Below are 14,095 nucleotides of genomic sequence, written 5' to 3' on the forward strand. Positions count from 1 at the left end.
GGATGGTGGGCAGGGTGGGGATGGGGGGGCTGACTCCGATGCGGGGACTTCGGACGCGGGGACTTCGGACGCGGGACCGTTCCTTCCTCCGCTCCTCATTGAACGGCCTCCGGAGTCCTTCGAGGTGACGCCGCGCGAGCGGGTGACCCTCCGGGCCGTCGCGGAGGATCCCCAGGACAGCGTCATGCGCTTCGCCTGGGACGCGGACGTGGGCACGCTGGAGGAGGACGCGAAGGACACGGCCACCACGAGCGAGATTGTCTGGACGGCGCCCCCGTGTCTGGAGCCGGGTGACGATGCGTCCTTCACCCTCACGGTGAGCAACGCCCTGGACCTGGCGGTCATCGCCCGGTTCTCCGCCACCGGGCTTCCCCCCTGCCCGACGTGGACTCAAGTCAGCGCCATGAGCCGGGGACGCGCGGGTGCCACGGCCACGCTGCTGGCGTCCGGCAAGGTGCTGGTGGCGGGAGGCCGTGAGGGCGCGAGCGGCACCGCGTCCCTTGCCACCGTGGAGCTGTACGACCCGGAGACGGGCCTCTGGGCCGCGACGGGGAGCCTGGCCGCGGCCCGCACCCTGCACACGGCGACGCTGCTGCCTTCGGGCAAGGTGTTGGTCGCGGGCGGCGCGAATGGCACCACGGTCCTGGCGTCGGCGGAGCTGTACGACCCGGTGGCGGGAACCTGGACCTCCGCTGGAAACCTGACGGCGGCCCGTGCCTACGCCACGGCGACGCCGCTGCCTTCGGGCAAGGTGCTGGTCGCGGGCGGCAGCGATCTCGACATCAAGGCGACCCTCGCCACCGCGCAGCTCTACGACCCGGCGACGAACACCTGGACCGCCACGGGCAACATGCTCGGGGGCCGCTCCGTGCACGCGGCCGTGCTGCTGGCCTCGGGCAAGGTCCTGGTGGTGGGCGGCCTTGGAAACAGCGGCGTCCTGTACCCCACGGAGCTCTACGATCCGGCGACGGGCACCTGGACCGCCACGGGCACCCTGTCCTCCTATCGCGTCGCCGTCGAAGCCACGCTCCTGCACACGGGCAGCGTGCTGGTGACCAGCGACAACAGCGCCCAGGCGGAGCTGTATGACCCGGCGACGGGCCTCTGGAGCCGCACGGCCCGCATGGTCACGGGCAGCCAGTTCCACAGGGCCACGTTGCTGCCTTCGGGGCAGGTGCTGGTGACGGGGGGCCAGGCCGTCAACGGCGATGCGCCCCTCGCCCGCGCGGAGATCTATGACCCGCCCACCGGCACCTGGGCGGCCACGACCCCGCTCAGGCGGGCGCGGATCTTCCACACGGCCACGCTGCTTCCGTCGGGCAAGGTGCTGGTGACGGGGGGCGATAACGGCACCACCCCCTTGAGCGTCGCGGAAGTCTTCTCCATGCCCTGACGCGGGCGGCCCACCGCCGAAAGACAACGGGCCGGGCACGCTCGAAGCGCACCCGGCCCGGAACTCATTGGCGCCAGTCTCTGACTAGCGCGTGGCGACGGCGGGCTGCTCGGGCTTCGCGACCACGGAGTCCTTGGCGGCCTGGATGGCGGCGTCGATGTCCAGCTTGCCACCGGTGATGACCTTGCCCTTGAGGTCCGGATCCAGCTCCACCGTCTTGAGCAGCAGGTCGCGCACCTGCACGGCCGTCAGGTCCGGGTTCTCCGCGAACATGCGCGCGGCGGTGGCGGCCACCGTCGGCGTCGCCATGGAGGTGCCGCTCATCTCCTCCCACTGGTTGCCCGGCACGGTGCTGAGCACGTCCTCGCCCACCGCGGCCAGGTCCACGACCTTGTCGCCGTGCGACGAGAAGCGCGCCAGCTTGTCGTTGTTCTTGTCCATCGACGCGATGGTGATGACGTTGGGCAGGTCGATGTTGGCGGGCATGTCCGCCACGTTGTTCATGTTGCTGCCGTTGCCGTTCGCCGTGGCCGCGACCAGCAGGATGTCCGCGTCCGCCAGCTTCTGCACCGCCGCGGTCCAGCGCGCCTGGTCCGCGGGGGAGCGGTACGTGTTGCCGAAGCTCGCGTTGGCGGCGCGGATGTTCACGCCGTGCTCCGTCTTGAGGTTGACCAGGTAGTCCACCGAGCGCTCGAAGTTGGTGAGCAGGTCCGCGCCGTCGTACAGGCCGCCCACGCTCAGCACCTTGGCCTTGCCGGCCGCGATGCCGGTGTTGCCCTCGCCGTTGTCCTCGGCCGCGATGATGCCCGCCACGTGCGTGCCGTGGTCCGTGCCGTCGCCCTTGAACGGGTTGCCGTCGCCGAAGCCCACGTTGAAGCCGTGGATGTCGTCCTTGACGCCGTTGCCATCGTTGTCGATGCCGTCCCCGTCGATTTCACCGGGGTTCGTCCACATCGCGTCGTCCAGGTCGGTGTGCTTGAAGTCCACGCCACCATCGATGACCGCGATGACCGGATCACCCGACGGCTTGGGCTTCGGCTGCGACGGGTCCACCTTCTTCGCGTCGACGACCTTGTTCGCGTCCGGCTTCACCGCGACGTTGGACGAACCGAACGCGAAGGCCGACGCCGGCACGCCAGCGCCCGGCGTCGCGGGACGGCCCGTGGGGCGGTCCACGAAGTTGGAGGGACGCGCACCCTTGGTCTCGAAGCCGTCACGCACCGTGAGGGGCTTGGCCTTGGGCGCTTCCGCGCGGGACGTCTCCCCGGTACGGGCCGTGGGGGCGACGGAAGCGGGCGACTTGCGGTTGATTTCCATGGTGTTCCTCCGTGGGGGGATGCGGAGCGGCCACTGACTCCCACATTGTCGCCTGTGCGCTTTTAAAGTTTCGTTGCATTTGTTTTCGCGGTGCACCTGGGCGGAATCCGGGCGTTAGAGAAGGTCGAAATTCCACGGAGGACGCATGAGCCAGGAGCAGTGGACCGCGGTCGACCGCTACATCACCGACCATCTGGTGGCGCCGGACGCCCTGCTGGAGGCCGCGCTGGAGGCGAGCGCGAAGGCGGGGTTGCCGGCCATCAACGTGGCGCCCAACCAGGGGAAATTGCTGATGCTCCTGGCCCAGCTTCACGGGGCGCGGCGCATCCTGGAGGTGGGCACGCTGGGGGGCTACAGCACCCTGTGGCTCGCGCGGGCGCTGCCGCCCGGGGGCCGCATCATCACGCTGGAGGCGGTGCCGAAGCACGCGGAGGTCGCCCGGGAGAACTTCGCCCGCGCGGGCCTGTCCGACGTGGTGGAGGTGCGGGTGGGCAGCGCCCTGGAGACGCTGCCCCAGTTGGCGAAGGAGGGGCAGGCGCCGTTCGACCTGACGTTCATCGACGCGGACAAGGTGAACACGGCGGAGTACTTCGCGTGGGCGCTCAAGCTGTCGCGCAAGGGCAGCGTCATCCTCACCGACAACGTCGTGCGCAAGGGCGGCATCGTCGACGCGGCGAGCACCGACGCGAACGTCCAGGGCATGCGCCGCTTCTACGAGGCCGTGGCCGCCGAGCCCCGCGTGAGCGCCACCGCCGTGCAGACGGTGGGCAGCAAGGGCTACGACGGCTTCTCGCTGGCGCTCGTCACGGGCGGACCGGCGTAGCGTCGCGGATCATCTCCGCCCAGAGCGCCTTCACGGTCCCGCGCAGCCAGACGTGCGCGGGATCCCGGTCGAAGCGGGGGTGCCAGGCCTGGGCGACGATGAAGGCGCCGGTCTCCAGCGGAACTGCGCGCATACGCAGGGGCATCAGCGCCGCCGCGGACCGCGCGAACACCGACGGCACCACGGCGATGGCCTCCGTCCGGGCGACGAGCGCCGCCGCCGCGAGCAGGTTGGGCACCACGCCCGTCACCCGGCGGACGTGGCCCTGCCGCTCCAGCAGCGCATCCAGCGGGTTGCGGGTCATCCCGCGCCGCGAGGCCACGATGAATTCAGCGTGGGCGAAGCGCGCGAGCGTCAGCCGGCCCCGGGCGAGCGGGGATGTGCGCGCCACGAGGACGGCGAAGGAGTCCTCGCCCAGCCGCTGCACGCGGATCTCCGGGCCCAGGGCGCCCTGCACGCCGATGTCCAGGTCCACGTCGCCGTCGCGCAGCGCCTCCACGTCCTCCGTGCCCTCCGCCACGAAGCGCAGCGTCAGCCCGGGGGCCTCCTCGCGCGCCCGCTGGTAGAGCGCGGCGCCCAGCAGCGGGATGATGCCGTCGTTCACCCGCACGGTCAGCGTGCGCGTCAGTTGGGCCGGAGGGGTGGGCGTCCCGGGAGCGAGCAGGGCGGTGGCCTCCCGCACCACCTCGCGCACCTGCTCCTGGAGCGCCAGCGCGCGCGGCGTGGGGACCAGCCCGCGGCCCGCGCGCACCAGCACGGGGTCCCCCAGGGTGTCGCGGATGCGGGTGAGCGTGCGGCTCATGGCCGGCGCGCTCAGGTGGAGCCGCTCGGCGGCGCGCGCCACGCTGCCCTCGCGCAGGAGGGCATCGAGCGCCACGAGCAGGTTGAGGTCCAGGTCCGCCATCCGCTGGATACTAGCCGTGGGCCGCTTACGCGGTGCGCACGGCGAGGAGGCAGTCGTCGTCCTCCCAGGGCAGGGGAACGGTGAGGTAGCCGTGCTCCGGCCGCGCCAGGTGCGCCGCGAACTCCGGGCTCATCTTCACGTTGTCCGCGACCAGGAGGGCGCCGGGCCCCAGCTTCGGCTCCAGCAGGCGCAGCAGCGGCAGGTACAGCGGCTTGGCGCCGTCGAAGAGCACCAGGTCCAGGCCGTCCGGCACGTCGGTGCGCAGCGTGTCGAGCGCGTCGCCTTCGCGGAACTCCACCAGGTCCACGAGGCCCGCGGAGGTGAGGTGCTCCCGCGCGCGCCGCACCTTCGCGGGTTCGAACTCCGTGGTGATGAGCCGGCCGCCGCCGTTGTCGCGCAGCGCCGCCGCGAGGTGGAGCGTGGAGATGCCGAAGGACGTGCCGAACTCCACCACCGTCGTCGCCCGCCGCGCGCGCGTCAGGGCATAGAGCAGTTGGCCCAGCGCTTCCGACACCGGCAGGTACGCGTCCGACACCTGCGCGTAGAACGTCCGGTAGTCCTGGTGCAGCGCCTTCGTCCGGGCCTCCGGCGACAGGTTCCGGAAGGGCGCGAGCACGGCGGCGTCCGTCTTCCGCGCGTCGGCGAAGAGGTGGGTGAGCAGGGTGGCGACAGGGGGCGAATGGAGGGTCGTGGTCATGCCCCCACCGTGCGCCTTCACCCCGCCAACGACCAGTGCACCGGGCGCACGGTCTGCGTGCGCCCGGTGCAGGAAACGACTACCAGACCTTCACGCGCTTCTCGGGCGTCAGGTAGAGGCCCTGGCCCGGCTTCACGTCGAACGCCTGGTACCACGCGTCCACGTTGCGCACGGTGGCGGTGCGGTACGGGCCGGGAGAATGGCCATCCGTCACCAGCAGGCGGCGCAGCAGCGGCTCCCGGAACTTGTTGCGCCACACCTGGGCGAAGCCCAGGAAGAAGCGCTGCTCGCCGGTGAAGCCGTCCTTCGTGACCGCGGGCTGGTTGCCCAGCGACATCACGTAGGCGTCATGGGAGATGGAGACGCCGGCCACGTCGGCGATGTTCTCACCCAGCGTGAGTTCGCCGTTCACCGTCATGTCAGGCAGCGGGCGGTAGGTGTTGTACTGGGCGGCGAGCGCCTTGCCGGCGGCCTTGAAGGACTCCAGGTCCTTGGGCGTCCACCAGTTGGCCAGCTTCCCCTTCGCGTCGAACTGCGCGCCCACGTCATCGAAGCTGTGGATGATTTCGTGGCCGATGACGGAGCCGATGCCGCCGTAGTTCACGGCCGGGTCGGCGTTGGGGTCGAAGAAGGGCGCCTGGAGGATGGAGGCCGGGAAGATGATGGAGTTCTGCTGCGGCGAGTTGAGGGCGTTGACCTCCTGCGGCGTCATGAACCATTCCTTGCGGTCCACGGGCTTGCCCAGCTTGGCGACGTTGCGCTGGTATTCGAAGAGGTCCGCGCGCTCGGCGTTGCCGAAGGCGTCTCCCTTGACGATCTCCAGCGCGGAGTAGTCCCGCCAGGTGTCCGGGTGGCCAATGCCCACCTGCACCGTGCCCAGCTTCTCCTTCGCGCGCGCCTTGGTCTCTGGCGACATCCACTCCAGCGCGTCGATGTGGCGGCCCAGCGCGGCCAGGATGTTGCGGACCATGACGTCCGCCTCGGCCTTGGCCTGGGGCGGGAAGTGCTTCGCCACGTAGCGCTTGCCCACGGCCTCGCCCATGGCGTGGTTGGTGGAGTCCACGCCGCGCTTCCAGCGCTCGCGCAGTTGCTGCGCGCCGGAGAGCGTCTTGCCGCTGAACTCGAAGCCCGCGTCGACGAACGCCTTGGGCAGGACGGACGTCTTGCGCGCGATGGCGTGGAAGGCCAGGTAGTCCTTCCACGTCTGGAGGGGCTCGCTGCCCACGAGGCGCGAGATGCCGGTCAGCGCGCTCGGCTGCCAGACGATGAACTCCCCCTGCTGCGCGAGCCCCGCGCTCGCGAACCACGCGGCCCAGTCCAGGCCGGGCGCCTTCTTCGCGAAGTCCGCCTGCTTCCAGGGGTTGTTCACCTTGGCCACGTCCTGCGTGTCCTGGGCGGACCAGTGGGCCTGGGCGATCTTCTTCTCCAGCCCGTAGATGGCGCGCGCCTTCGCGTCAGCGTCGGCGATGCCTGCGTTCTTCAACTGCACGGCGATGTGCTGCTGGTACTTCTCCCGCACCTCTTTGAAGCGCGGCGTGTCCTTCAGATAGAAGTCGCGGTCCGGCAGGCCCAGGCCGCCCTGGAGGAGGTACGCGGCATAGCGGCTGGGGTCGTTCAGGTCCTCCGCCACCCAGAAGCCGAAGAGGCGGTCGGTGGTGGTCTGCCCGGTGTTGAGCGCGTCCACGTCCGCGCGCAGGGTGGTGCCCAGCAGCGTGGACAGGTCCTTGCGGTTGGCGACCTTCGCGACGCGCTCCAGCTCCGGCTGGAGCGGGGTGATGCCCTTGGCCTCGATGCCTGCCTCGTCCATGAAGCTGGCGAAGTAGTCACCCAGCTTGCGGTCCTCGCTGCCCGGGGCGGCGTCCGACTTCGCGGCGGTCTCCAGCAGCTCGCGCGTCTGCTTGGAGGCCTCCTCCGCCAGCCGCGTGAACATGCCCATCGCCGAGCGGTCGGCGGGGATCTCCGTCGTGTCCTGCCACTTGCCGTTGACGTAGCGGTAGAAGTCGTCGCCCGGCGCGACGGCCGTGTCCATGCCCGGCGTGTCCACGCCGAAGCTGCCGTACACCGGCTTGGGAGCGGCGGGCGTTGTCGTCGTCGTCGCGGCGGCGGCCTCCGCGGGCGGGGCCGGCGTCGGGGCCTTCTCGGCGGGCGTGGAGGTGGCGCAGGCGGTGATGAGCGCGGACGCACAGACGCCAAACGTCATGCGCGCGGCGCCAAAGGGCGGTCTGGAACGGGACGTCATGAAAGCTCCTGGATGGGCCCCCAACGGGCTGGCGCACTCTGGCGCACGGGGGCGCGCCGCCAACAGTGCAAACGGCGGTTTCATCCCGGACTTCATGGCGACCTGCGTCGAATCGCCCCCTCCCCTCAGGGGCTCAAGGGCGGAAGGCCGCACCCCGGGGCGTGACGTCCGCGCGCCCTGCCCGCACCAGCGCGCCCCCCACGAGCAGCAGGCCCAGGCCGAAGGCAAGGAACCCCAGGTCCCATGCGAGTTCCCCCGGACCGGTGCGGACGTGGTGCACCCCGAGGAGCTGGTGATCGATGAGCCCCTCCACGACGTTGAACAGGCCCCACCCTCCCAGCAGGCAGCCGGCGAAGGTGCGCGTGGACCAGGGCACGTCCGTGCGCTGACCCGCGCGCCACAGCAACACCAACCCCGCGAAGGTCATCAGCCACGTGAAGGCGTGGAAGAGCCCGTCCCAGAACATGTTCACCTTGGCGTTCACCAGGGTGTCCGGGGGCAGGTGGCTGGAGAGCATGTTGTGCCATTGGAGGATCTGGTGCAGGAGGATGCCGTCGACGAAGCCTCCCAGCCCCACGCCCAGCAGCACGCCCGCGGACAGCAGCGGTCCCCGGTGCATCCGGCTCATCGCTCCTCCTCCGTGCGCCCCGCGAAGTGCAGCCGGGTCGCGACGCAGCCAATGATGGCGAAGGGCAGCAGGGTGATGGCCAGCCGGCCCCAGAAGTGCTCGTTGAAGATGCCGGCCTCCACGGCGGGACGGCAGGTCTCGCACGCGAACACCGTGCCGCTGGTGAGCAGCAGGCCCTGCAGCGTGAGGACATTCGTTCTTCGCATGCGCGGCACCTTTCGTGAGCCTTCGCGAAGCCGGACGCTAGCCGGGGGGCGAGGGGGGCCGAAGCCCGCCTCGGGACGCCGTCCGCTTTCGGGCACCCTGATTGTCCGAAGAGCCAGGGGCCGCGGGACGCTGTCCGCGGTGCGACGCCGGTTCCAGGGGACGCACCCGGTGTGTTAACGCTCCCGCCGCCCATGGGAACCGGTGTCTCGCAACGGAGCCGCTTCATCCTCTTCGCCCTCGCGGGGGGCGTCCTGGCGCTGTTGCTCGCGCACCACCCCGTCCTGCTGTCGGGCCTCCGCCTGGTTCAAGGCGACGAGGGCGACGTGCGCTTCAACCACTACGTGCTGGAGCATGGGTGGCGGTTCATCTCCGGGGACGCCGGGCATGCGCGCTTCTGGGACCCGCCGATGTTCCACCCCGAGCCCAACGTCTCCGCGTACTCGGACGTGCTGCTGGGCGTGGCGCCCTTCTACTGGCTGTGGCGCCTGCTGGGGTTGAGCGAGGACGTGTCCTGGCAGGCGTGGCTGCTGACGATGTCCGCGCTCAACTACGCCGCGGCGCTGTGGCTGCTCATGCGTGGGTTCGCCCTGCGCGCGGGGCCGGCGGTGGTGGGCGCGGTGCTCTTCACGGCGGGCGCGCCGCGCATCAACCAGCTCAACCACCCGCAGCTCACCGGCCAGTTCTTCGCGCTGCTCGCCCTGGGCGCGGTGCTGGTGCTGCTCCGCCCGGAGACGGACCGGCGGCGCGGGGTGGCGTGGTCCGCGCTGCTCGTGGGCGCGTTCGTGGCCCAGCTCTACGCGGGCTTCTACTGGGGCTGGTTCCTCTTCTTCTTCCTGCTGCTCGGCTTCGTCCTCGCGCTCGGCTTCGGGGACGCGCGCCGGAATCTCTTCGCGGCGCTGCGCCGTCACCTGCCGGCGCTCGCGGCCTTCGGCGTCGTGGGCCTGGCGCTCCTCGTGCCCCTGGTGCTGCACTCGCGTCAGGCCATCGGCACGGTGGGGCTGCGCGACTTCTCCGAAGTGACTCCCATGGTGCCCCGCGTGTGGAGCTGGTTCTACGTGGGCCCGAAGAGCTGGCTGTACGGCTGGACGAATGATTTCCGCCGCTTCCAGCGACTGCCCCTGGGCTGGGAGCACCAGCTGGGCTTCGGCTTCGTGACGAGCCTCCTGGCGGCGGTGGGGCTGTGGCAGGCGCGCGCGCGGCCCGCGGTGAGGATGCTGCTCGTGATGTCGCTCGTCACCGTGCTGCTCGTCTCGTTCTATCGCGGGGGGCTTGTCCCCTGGTGGCTCGTCTTCAAGGCCGTGCCCGGCGCGGCGGCCATCCGGGCCCTGGCGCGCGTTGGCGTGTGGATGCTCATCCCCGCGAGCATTGGGCTGGCCCTGTTCCTCCAGCGGCAGGTCCAGCAGGGCCGCGCGGCGCTGGCGGCGGGCCTGGGCGCGCTGTGCCTCTTGGAGCAGGGCTTGAGCATCTCCACGTACGACCGGTTCGAGTCCCGCGCGGACGTGGACGCGGTGGCCTCCCGCGTGGGGCCGGAGTGCCGGAGCTTCTTCTACGCGCCCACGGCGGGCGAAGCAGAGGAGTGGAAGTACCAGCTCGACGGCGTGTGGGCTTCGGTGACGCGCGGCGTGCCCACGGTGAATGGCTACTCCGGCAACGCGCCCCGGGGCTGGAAGCTCCACGACGCCCGCCGCTTCGACGCGGCGTCCGCCGAGCGCGTCGACCAGGAGCTGGCGTCGTGGATGGACTCGCGGGCCCTGACGCCCGGGAGCATCTGCCGCATCGAGGTGCCGGCGCGGCGGTAGGACGGCCGCGCCAGCGGTGAGGCGACCTACTTCCCGATCGTGGCGTAGTCGCCCTTGAGCGCGACGCCCGCGACCATGGTGCCGGCGTGGCACTCGATGTCGGTGGCGCTCTTGAACTCCACCTTCTTGTAATAGCTGGTGACGTTGACCACCGCGTTGGCGCCGTTCTTCTTCGCGCCGTCCTGCAGGGCGATGAGCGCGGAGAGCGCGGCCCACTTGCAGGCGAACTCGTCCGTCTTGCCCACGGCGTTGGTCTTCTTGTTCGTCACGTCGTTGCCCAGGGTCTTCGCCACCTTGGGCGTCTTCTGGCCGTCCAGGTAGAACTTCACCGAGCCGTCCAGCTTCTGCTTCGCCTCGGGCAGCGCCATCACGTCCGCCAGCTTGATCATCACCACGGTGTCGCGCGCCAACGCGGGGCTCGCGGCGGTCAGGGTCAGCAGCAACAGGGCCTTCTTCATCGGGGTTCCTCCAGGGGTGTGCGTCAGGGCCAGCGACGGAAGATGAGGGACGTGTTGATGCCACCAAAGGCGAAGTTGTTGCTCATCACCAGGTCCGTCTCCAGGGCACGGCCCTCGCCGGTGACATAGTCCAGGGGCGCGCACTTCGGATCCACCGTCGCCGCGTCCAGGTGCAGGGTGGGGGCGAACCAGTTGGAGCGCATCATCTGGACGCTCATCCACGCCTCCAGCGCGCCGCAGGCCCCCAGCGTGTGGCCCATGTAGCTCTTGAGCGACGACAGGGCGACCTTCTCCCCGAATACCGCCAGCGTGGCCGCGCTCTCCGCCGCGTCCCCGGTGTCCGTCGCGGTGCCGTGCGCGTTGACGTACGGGATGGCGGAGGCCGGCACGCCCGCGTCCTCCAGCGCCAGCCGCATCGCCTGCGCCATGGTGTCCGCGTTGGGCTGGGTGACGTGGCGGCCGTCGCTGTTGGTGCCGTACCCCAGCAGCTCCGCGTGGATGGTCGCGCCTCTCGCGCGGGCGTGCTCCAGGTCCTCCAGCACCAGCGTGCACGCGCCCTCGCCCAGCACCAGCCCGTCGCGCTCGGCGTGGAAGGGGCGGGGGGACAGGTGGGGCGCGTCGTTGTGCTTCGTGCTGGTGGCGAAGAGCGTGTCGAAGACGGCGGCGCCGGTGGCGTCCAGCTCCTCCGCGCCGCCCGCGAGCATCGCCACCTGACGGCCCAGCTTGATGGCCTCGTACGCGTAGCCGATGCCCTGGCTGCCGGAGGTGCACGCGCTGGACGTCGTGATGATGCGCCCGGTGATGCCGAAGAAGACGCCGATGTTCACCGCCGCCGTATGGGACATCATCCGCAGGTACGTCGTCGCGGTGATGCCCTCCGTCGTCTTGTGGGTGATCATCTTGCCGAAGTCGCCCATGTTCTCCGGCGTCCCCGCGGACGAGCCGTAGGCGATGCCCAGCCGGCCGCTCTTCACCAGCGGGTCGCCCAGCAGGCCCGCGTCCAGGAGCGCCAGTTCGCTGGCCCGCGTGGCCATCAGCGCCACGCGGCCCATGGTGCGCGTCGTCTTGCGCGAGTACGTGCTCGGCGGCAGCTCGAACGGCGCGGCGGGAGCCCCCAGCCGCGTGTGCAGGCCTTCGTACTGCTTCCAGGACTCCATCACCTGGACGGCGTTCTTCCGGGCGCGCAGCCGCGCCTCGACCGTTGCCCAGTCATGCCCCAGGGGACTCAGGGCACCCACGCCGGTGACGACCACGCGCTTCATCCGACCATCCCCCCGTTCACGGAGATCACCTGACGCGTGATGTAGCCGGCGTCCTCGGCCATGAGGAAGCTCACCGCGGCGGCGACCTCCTCGGGTCTTCCCACCCGGCGCGCGGGGATGATCTTCAGCGCCTCTTCCAATATCTGCGGGTCCACCATCTCCGTGTCGATGAGCCCCGGGGCCACGCAGTTGACGGTGATGTCCCGCTTGGCCAGCTCCACCGCCAGCGCCTTCGTCGCGCCGATGATGCCCGCCTTGGCGGCGCTGTAGTTCACCTGGCCCCGGTTGCCCATGAGCCCGGACACCGACGCCAGCGTGACGATGCGGCCCGGCTTGCGGCGGCGCACCAGCGGCATCGTGAGCGGGTTGAGCACGTTGTAGAAGGCATCCAGGTTGGTGTGGATGACGCTGTCCCACTCCTCCGCCGTCATGGACGGGAAGGCGTTGTCGCGCGCGATGCCCGCGTTGCACACCACGCCGTAGTAGCAGCCATGGGCCTCCACGTCCGCCAGCAGCGCGGCCTGTGTCCCGGCTCGGTCGCTCACGTCGAACTGGAGCACGCGCGCCTCGCGTCCCGCGTCCCGCACCAGCGCCGCCACCGCGTCCGCTTCCTCCCGCCGGCTGCGGCAGTGCACCACGACGTCGAAGCCGTCGCGTGCGAGGCGCAGCGCGATGGCGCGGCCGATGCCTCGGCTGGAGCCCGTCACCAGCACCGTCTTGTCACCCATCCGTGTCGCTCCTCCTCATGACCTGCCCGGCGGGCGGCTCGAACACCGTCAGCGCCGCCGTGGCCACCGTCTCCGTGCCGATGGTGATGGTGCAGTCGAACTGGCCCAGCCCGTTGTCCGCGAAGAACTGCCGGTGGACCTCGATGCGCAGGCACTCCCCCGGCCGGAAGACGGGGCGCTGGCAGTCATAGCGTCGGGTGCCCAGCAGGAAGCCCACCTTCGGCACCTCTCCGCGCAGCCGCGCGTGCCAGCCGGCCCAGGCGGCCACGGCCTGGGCCATGTACTCGATGCCCACCCAGCCGCCCACGGCGCCGTCCACGAAGAAGAGGCTGTCCTCGCGCACGGTGACCTCCGCGAGCAGCGTCTCCGCGTCGGCTTCCAGCACGCGGTCGAGCAGCCGCATGCGCCCGCCGTGGGGCACCAGCTCCGCGATGGGCAGGTCGACGATGGTGCGCATCAGGCGCGCTCCAGCAGGAGGGCGGCGTTGCTGCCCCCAAAGGCGAACGAGTTGCTCAGCACGGTCCGCACCGGCCGCCCCAGCGCCTCGCCCGGCTTCACCAGCGACAGCGCGGGGAGGGACGGGTCCGCCGCCCCATCCCAGAAGTGCGCGGGCAGCCGTCCCTCCGGGTTGTCCGTGAGCGTCAGCCACGCGAAGGCCGCCTCCAGCGCGCCCGCGGCCCCCAGCGTGTGGCCGGTGAGCGGCTTGGTGGAGCTGGCCTTCACGTCCGGGCCCAGCAGCGCGTGCACCGCGCGGCTCTCCATGGCGTCGTTCTGCTCCGTCGCGGTGCCGTGCAGGTTCACGTAGTCCACGCGCTCGGGTGCGATGCCCGCGCGTGTGAGGGCTTCGCGGATGGCGGCGATGGCGCCCCGGCCCCCGGGCTCCGGCGCGGAGATGTGGTGCGCGTCGGAGGACTCGCCCCAGCCGGACAGGCGCACCGGCCCCGGCTCGCGCGTCATCAGGAACAGCGCCGCGGCCTCGCCAATGTTGATGCCGTGGCGGTGGACGCTCATCGGGTTGCAGCGCTCCTCGCTCACCGACTCCAGCGCGCGGAAGCCCGCCACGGTGAAGCGGCACAGCGAATCCACGCCGCCCGTCAGCACCGCGTCCACGGTGCCCGCGCGCAAGAGCCGCGCCGCGCTCGCCAGGGCCTTGGCGCTGGAGGAGCACGCGGTGGAGATGACATACGCGGGCCCGGAGAGGCCCAGCACGTGGGTGAGCGCCGAGGCGGGAGCGCCCAGCTCCTGCTGGTTCAAGTGGAAGGTCGCGGGCAGCTGTCCCGTGGCGAGCTGCGCGGCGATGGCGCCCTCGCTCTCGCCGATGCCGGAGGTGCTGGTGCCCAGGACGACGGCCACGCGCTCCGGACCGAACCGGGCGATGGCCGCGTCCACGGCGGGGCGGATCTCCGCGAGCGCCGTCAGCAGGAGCGCGTTGTTGCGGCTGCGCCAGGCCGGGGGCAGCGCGTCCTGGGCCTCAAGCGGGGCGGTGATGAGGCCCAGGTGCAGCGCGCGGTCCGCGTAGCCCTCATGGGGGGCCACGCCGGAGGGGGTGGCCGCGAACAGCGCGCGCGCCACCTCGCGCTTCCCGGAGCCCAGGGCGCAGACGAGGCCGAGCTGGTGGAGGAAGACGGGAGGCATCATGG

Annotated in this window: 14 protein-coding genes; 3 read left to right on the forward strand and 11 right to left on the reverse strand. The window is 71.0% G+C overall.

Going from position 1 to position 14,095, the window contains the following annotated elements; genetic code table 11:
* A partial coding sequence (locus D7Y13_RS14660) for a Kelch repeat-containing protein (RefSeq protein ID WP_279637090.1) occupies window positions 1-1,393 on the forward strand: 1,393 nt, incomplete at its 5' end.
* An 84-nt stretch (window positions 1,394-1,477) separates the two neighbouring features.
* On the opposite strand, the gene D7Y13_RS14665 is transcribed toward D7Y13_RS14660, so the two are convergent.
* A complete protein-coding gene (locus D7Y13_RS14665; RefSeq protein WP_120534390.1) occupies window positions 1,478-2,710 on the reverse strand; it encodes a S8 family serine peptidase in 1,233 nt (410 codons plus the stop codon).
* Window positions 2,711-2,855: 145 nt separating this feature from the next.
* Between D7Y13_RS14665 and D7Y13_RS14670 the strand changes: the two genes are divergently transcribed.
* The gene (locus tag D7Y13_RS14670) at window positions 2,856-3,533 is read left to right on the forward strand and encodes an O-methyltransferase (protein ID WP_120534389.1); all 678 of its coding nucleotides are present in this window, start codon (window positions 2,856-2,858) and stop codon (window positions 3,531-3,533) included.
* On the opposite strand, the gene D7Y13_RS14675 is transcribed toward D7Y13_RS14670, so the two are convergent.
* The 5 genes from D7Y13_RS14675 to D7Y13_RS14695 form a co-directional block, all read right to left on the reverse strand.
* A complete protein-coding gene (locus D7Y13_RS14675) occupies window positions 3,514-4,437 on the reverse strand; it encodes a LysR family transcriptional regulator (protein WP_120583689.1) in 924 nt (307 codons plus the stop codon). The two genes, D7Y13_RS14670 and D7Y13_RS14675, sit on opposite strands and share 20 nt — an antisense overlap.
* Window positions 4,438-4,462: 25 nt before the next feature.
* Window positions 4,463-5,134 (reverse strand): O-methyltransferase, encoded by a 672-nt coding sequence (locus D7Y13_RS14680; protein ID WP_120583690.1) that lies wholly within the window; start codon window positions 5,132-5,134, stop codon window positions 4,463-4,465.
* 79 nt (window positions 5,135-5,213) lie between these two features.
* Entirely contained in the window at window positions 5,214-7,373 is a 2,160-nt protein-coding gene (locus tag D7Y13_RS14685) for a M13 family metallopeptidase (RefSeq protein ID WP_120534386.1), read from the reverse strand.
* 133 nt (window positions 7,374-7,506) lie between these two features.
* On the reverse strand, window positions 7,507-8,001 hold the full coding sequence (locus tag D7Y13_RS14690) for a DUF2243 domain-containing protein (RefSeq protein ID WP_120583691.1): 495 nt from the start codon (window positions 7,999-8,001) through the stop codon (window positions 7,507-7,509).
* On the reverse strand, window positions 7,998-8,207 hold the full coding sequence (locus D7Y13_RS14695; RefSeq protein WP_120583692.1) for a hypothetical protein: 210 nt from the start codon (window positions 8,205-8,207) through the stop codon (window positions 7,998-8,000). The genes D7Y13_RS14690 and D7Y13_RS14695 overlap by 4 nt, the downstream gene beginning before the upstream one ends.
* Before the next feature lie 192 nt (window positions 8,208-8,399).
* Here D7Y13_RS14695 and D7Y13_RS14700 point away from each other — a divergent pair, with 192 nt between their 5' ends.
* Window positions 8,400-10,007, forward strand: coding sequence for a hypothetical protein (locus tag D7Y13_RS14700; RefSeq protein WP_120583693.1), 1,608 nt, complete (start codon window positions 8,400-8,402; stop codon window positions 10,005-10,007).
* A gap of 26 nt (window positions 10,008-10,033) precedes the next feature.
* On the opposite strand, the gene D7Y13_RS14705 is transcribed toward D7Y13_RS14700, so the two are convergent.
* Genes D7Y13_RS14705 through D7Y13_RS14725 form a run of 5 tightly spaced genes read right to left on the reverse strand, consistent with a single transcriptional unit; the run spans window position 10,034 to window position 14,093 of the window.
* The gene (locus tag D7Y13_RS14705; RefSeq protein WP_120534384.1) at window positions 10,034-10,465 is read right to left on the reverse strand and encodes an excinuclease ATPase subunit; all 432 of its coding nucleotides are present in this window, start codon (window positions 10,463-10,465) and stop codon (window positions 10,034-10,036) included.
* A 23-nt stretch (window positions 10,466-10,488) separates the two neighbouring features.
* Window positions 10,489-11,727, reverse strand: a complete 1,239-nt coding sequence (locus D7Y13_RS14710; RefSeq protein ID WP_120583694.1) for a beta-ketoacyl-ACP synthase — start codon at window positions 11,725-11,727, stop codon at window positions 10,489-10,491.
* Window positions 11,724-12,455, reverse strand: coding sequence for a 3-oxoacyl-ACP reductase FabG (gene fabG / locus D7Y13_RS14715; RefSeq protein ID WP_120534382.1), 732 nt, complete (start codon window positions 12,453-12,455; stop codon window positions 11,724-11,726). The genes D7Y13_RS14710 and fabG overlap by 4 nt, the downstream gene beginning before the upstream one ends.
* Window positions 12,448-12,912 (reverse strand): hotdog family protein, encoded by a 465-nt coding sequence (locus D7Y13_RS14720; protein ID WP_120534381.1) that lies wholly within the window; start codon window positions 12,910-12,912, stop codon window positions 12,448-12,450. The genes fabG and D7Y13_RS14720 overlap by 8 nt, the downstream gene beginning before the upstream one ends.
* Window positions 12,912-14,093 carry a beta-ketoacyl-ACP synthase gene (locus tag D7Y13_RS14725; protein ID WP_120583695.1) on the reverse strand — a complete coding sequence of 394 codons (1,182 nt, stop codon included), beginning with the start codon at window positions 14,091-14,093 and terminating at the stop codon, window positions 12,912-12,914. Before D7Y13_RS14725 ends, D7Y13_RS14720 begins: the two co-directional genes overlap by 1 nt.
* Window positions 14,094-14,095 lie beyond the last annotated feature (2 nt).

This window comes from Corallococcus praedator (genome assembly GCF_003612125.1).
Taxonomy (GTDB): domain Bacteria; phylum Myxococcota; class Myxococcia; order Myxococcales; family Myxococcaceae; genus Corallococcus; species Corallococcus praedator.

What these genes read in the sequence shown, in the direction of transcription:
- D7Y13_RS14665 (WP_120534390.1), bottom strand. Translation starts at nt 2,710, where the DNA reads ATGGAAATCAACCGCAAGTCGCCCGCTTCCGTCGCCCCCACGGCCCGT.
- D7Y13_RS14670 (WP_120534389.1), top strand. Translation starts at nt 2,856, where the DNA reads ATGAGCCAGGAGCAGTGGACCGCGGTCGACCGCTACATCACCGACCAT.
- D7Y13_RS14675 (WP_120583689.1), bottom strand. Translation starts at nt 4,437, where the DNA reads ATGGCGGACCTGGACCTCAACCTGCTCGTGGCGCTCGATGCCCTCCTG.
- D7Y13_RS14680 (WP_120583690.1), bottom strand. Translation starts at nt 5,134, where the DNA reads ATGACCACGACCCTCCATTCGCCCCCTGTCGCCACCCTGCTCACCCAC.
- D7Y13_RS14685 (WP_120534386.1), bottom strand. Translation starts at nt 7,373, where the DNA reads ATGACGTCCCGTTCCAGACCGCCCTTTGGCGCCGCGCGCATGACGTTT.
- D7Y13_RS14690 (WP_120583691.1), bottom strand. Translation starts at nt 8,001, where the DNA reads ATGAGCCGGATGCACCGGGGACCGCTGCTGTCCGCGGGCGTGCTGCTG.
- D7Y13_RS14695 (WP_120583692.1), bottom strand. Translation starts at nt 8,207, where the DNA reads ATGCGAAGAACGAATGTCCTCACGCTGCAGGGCCTGCTGCTCACCAGC.
- D7Y13_RS14700 (WP_120583693.1), top strand. Translation starts at nt 8,400, where the DNA reads ATGGGAACCGGTGTCTCGCAACGGAGCCGCTTCATCCTCTTCGCCCTC.
- D7Y13_RS14705 (WP_120534384.1), bottom strand. Translation starts at nt 10,465, where the DNA reads ATGAAGAAGGCCCTGTTGCTGCTGACCCTGACCGCCGCGAGCCCCGCG.
- D7Y13_RS14710 (WP_120583694.1), bottom strand. Translation starts at nt 11,727, where the DNA reads ATGAAGCGCGTGGTCGTCACCGGCGTGGGTGCCCTGAGTCCCCTGGGG.
- fabG (WP_120534382.1), bottom strand. Translation starts at nt 12,455, where the DNA reads ATGGGTGACAAGACGGTGCTGGTGACGGGCTCCAGCCGAGGCATCGGC.
- D7Y13_RS14720 (WP_120534381.1), bottom strand. Translation starts at nt 12,912, where the DNA reads ATGCGCACCATCGTCGACCTGCCCATCGCGGAGCTGGTGCCCCACGGC.
- D7Y13_RS14725 (WP_120583695.1), bottom strand. Translation starts at nt 14,093, where the DNA reads ATGATGCCTCCCGTCTTCCTCCACCAGCTCGGCCTCGTCTGCGCCCTG.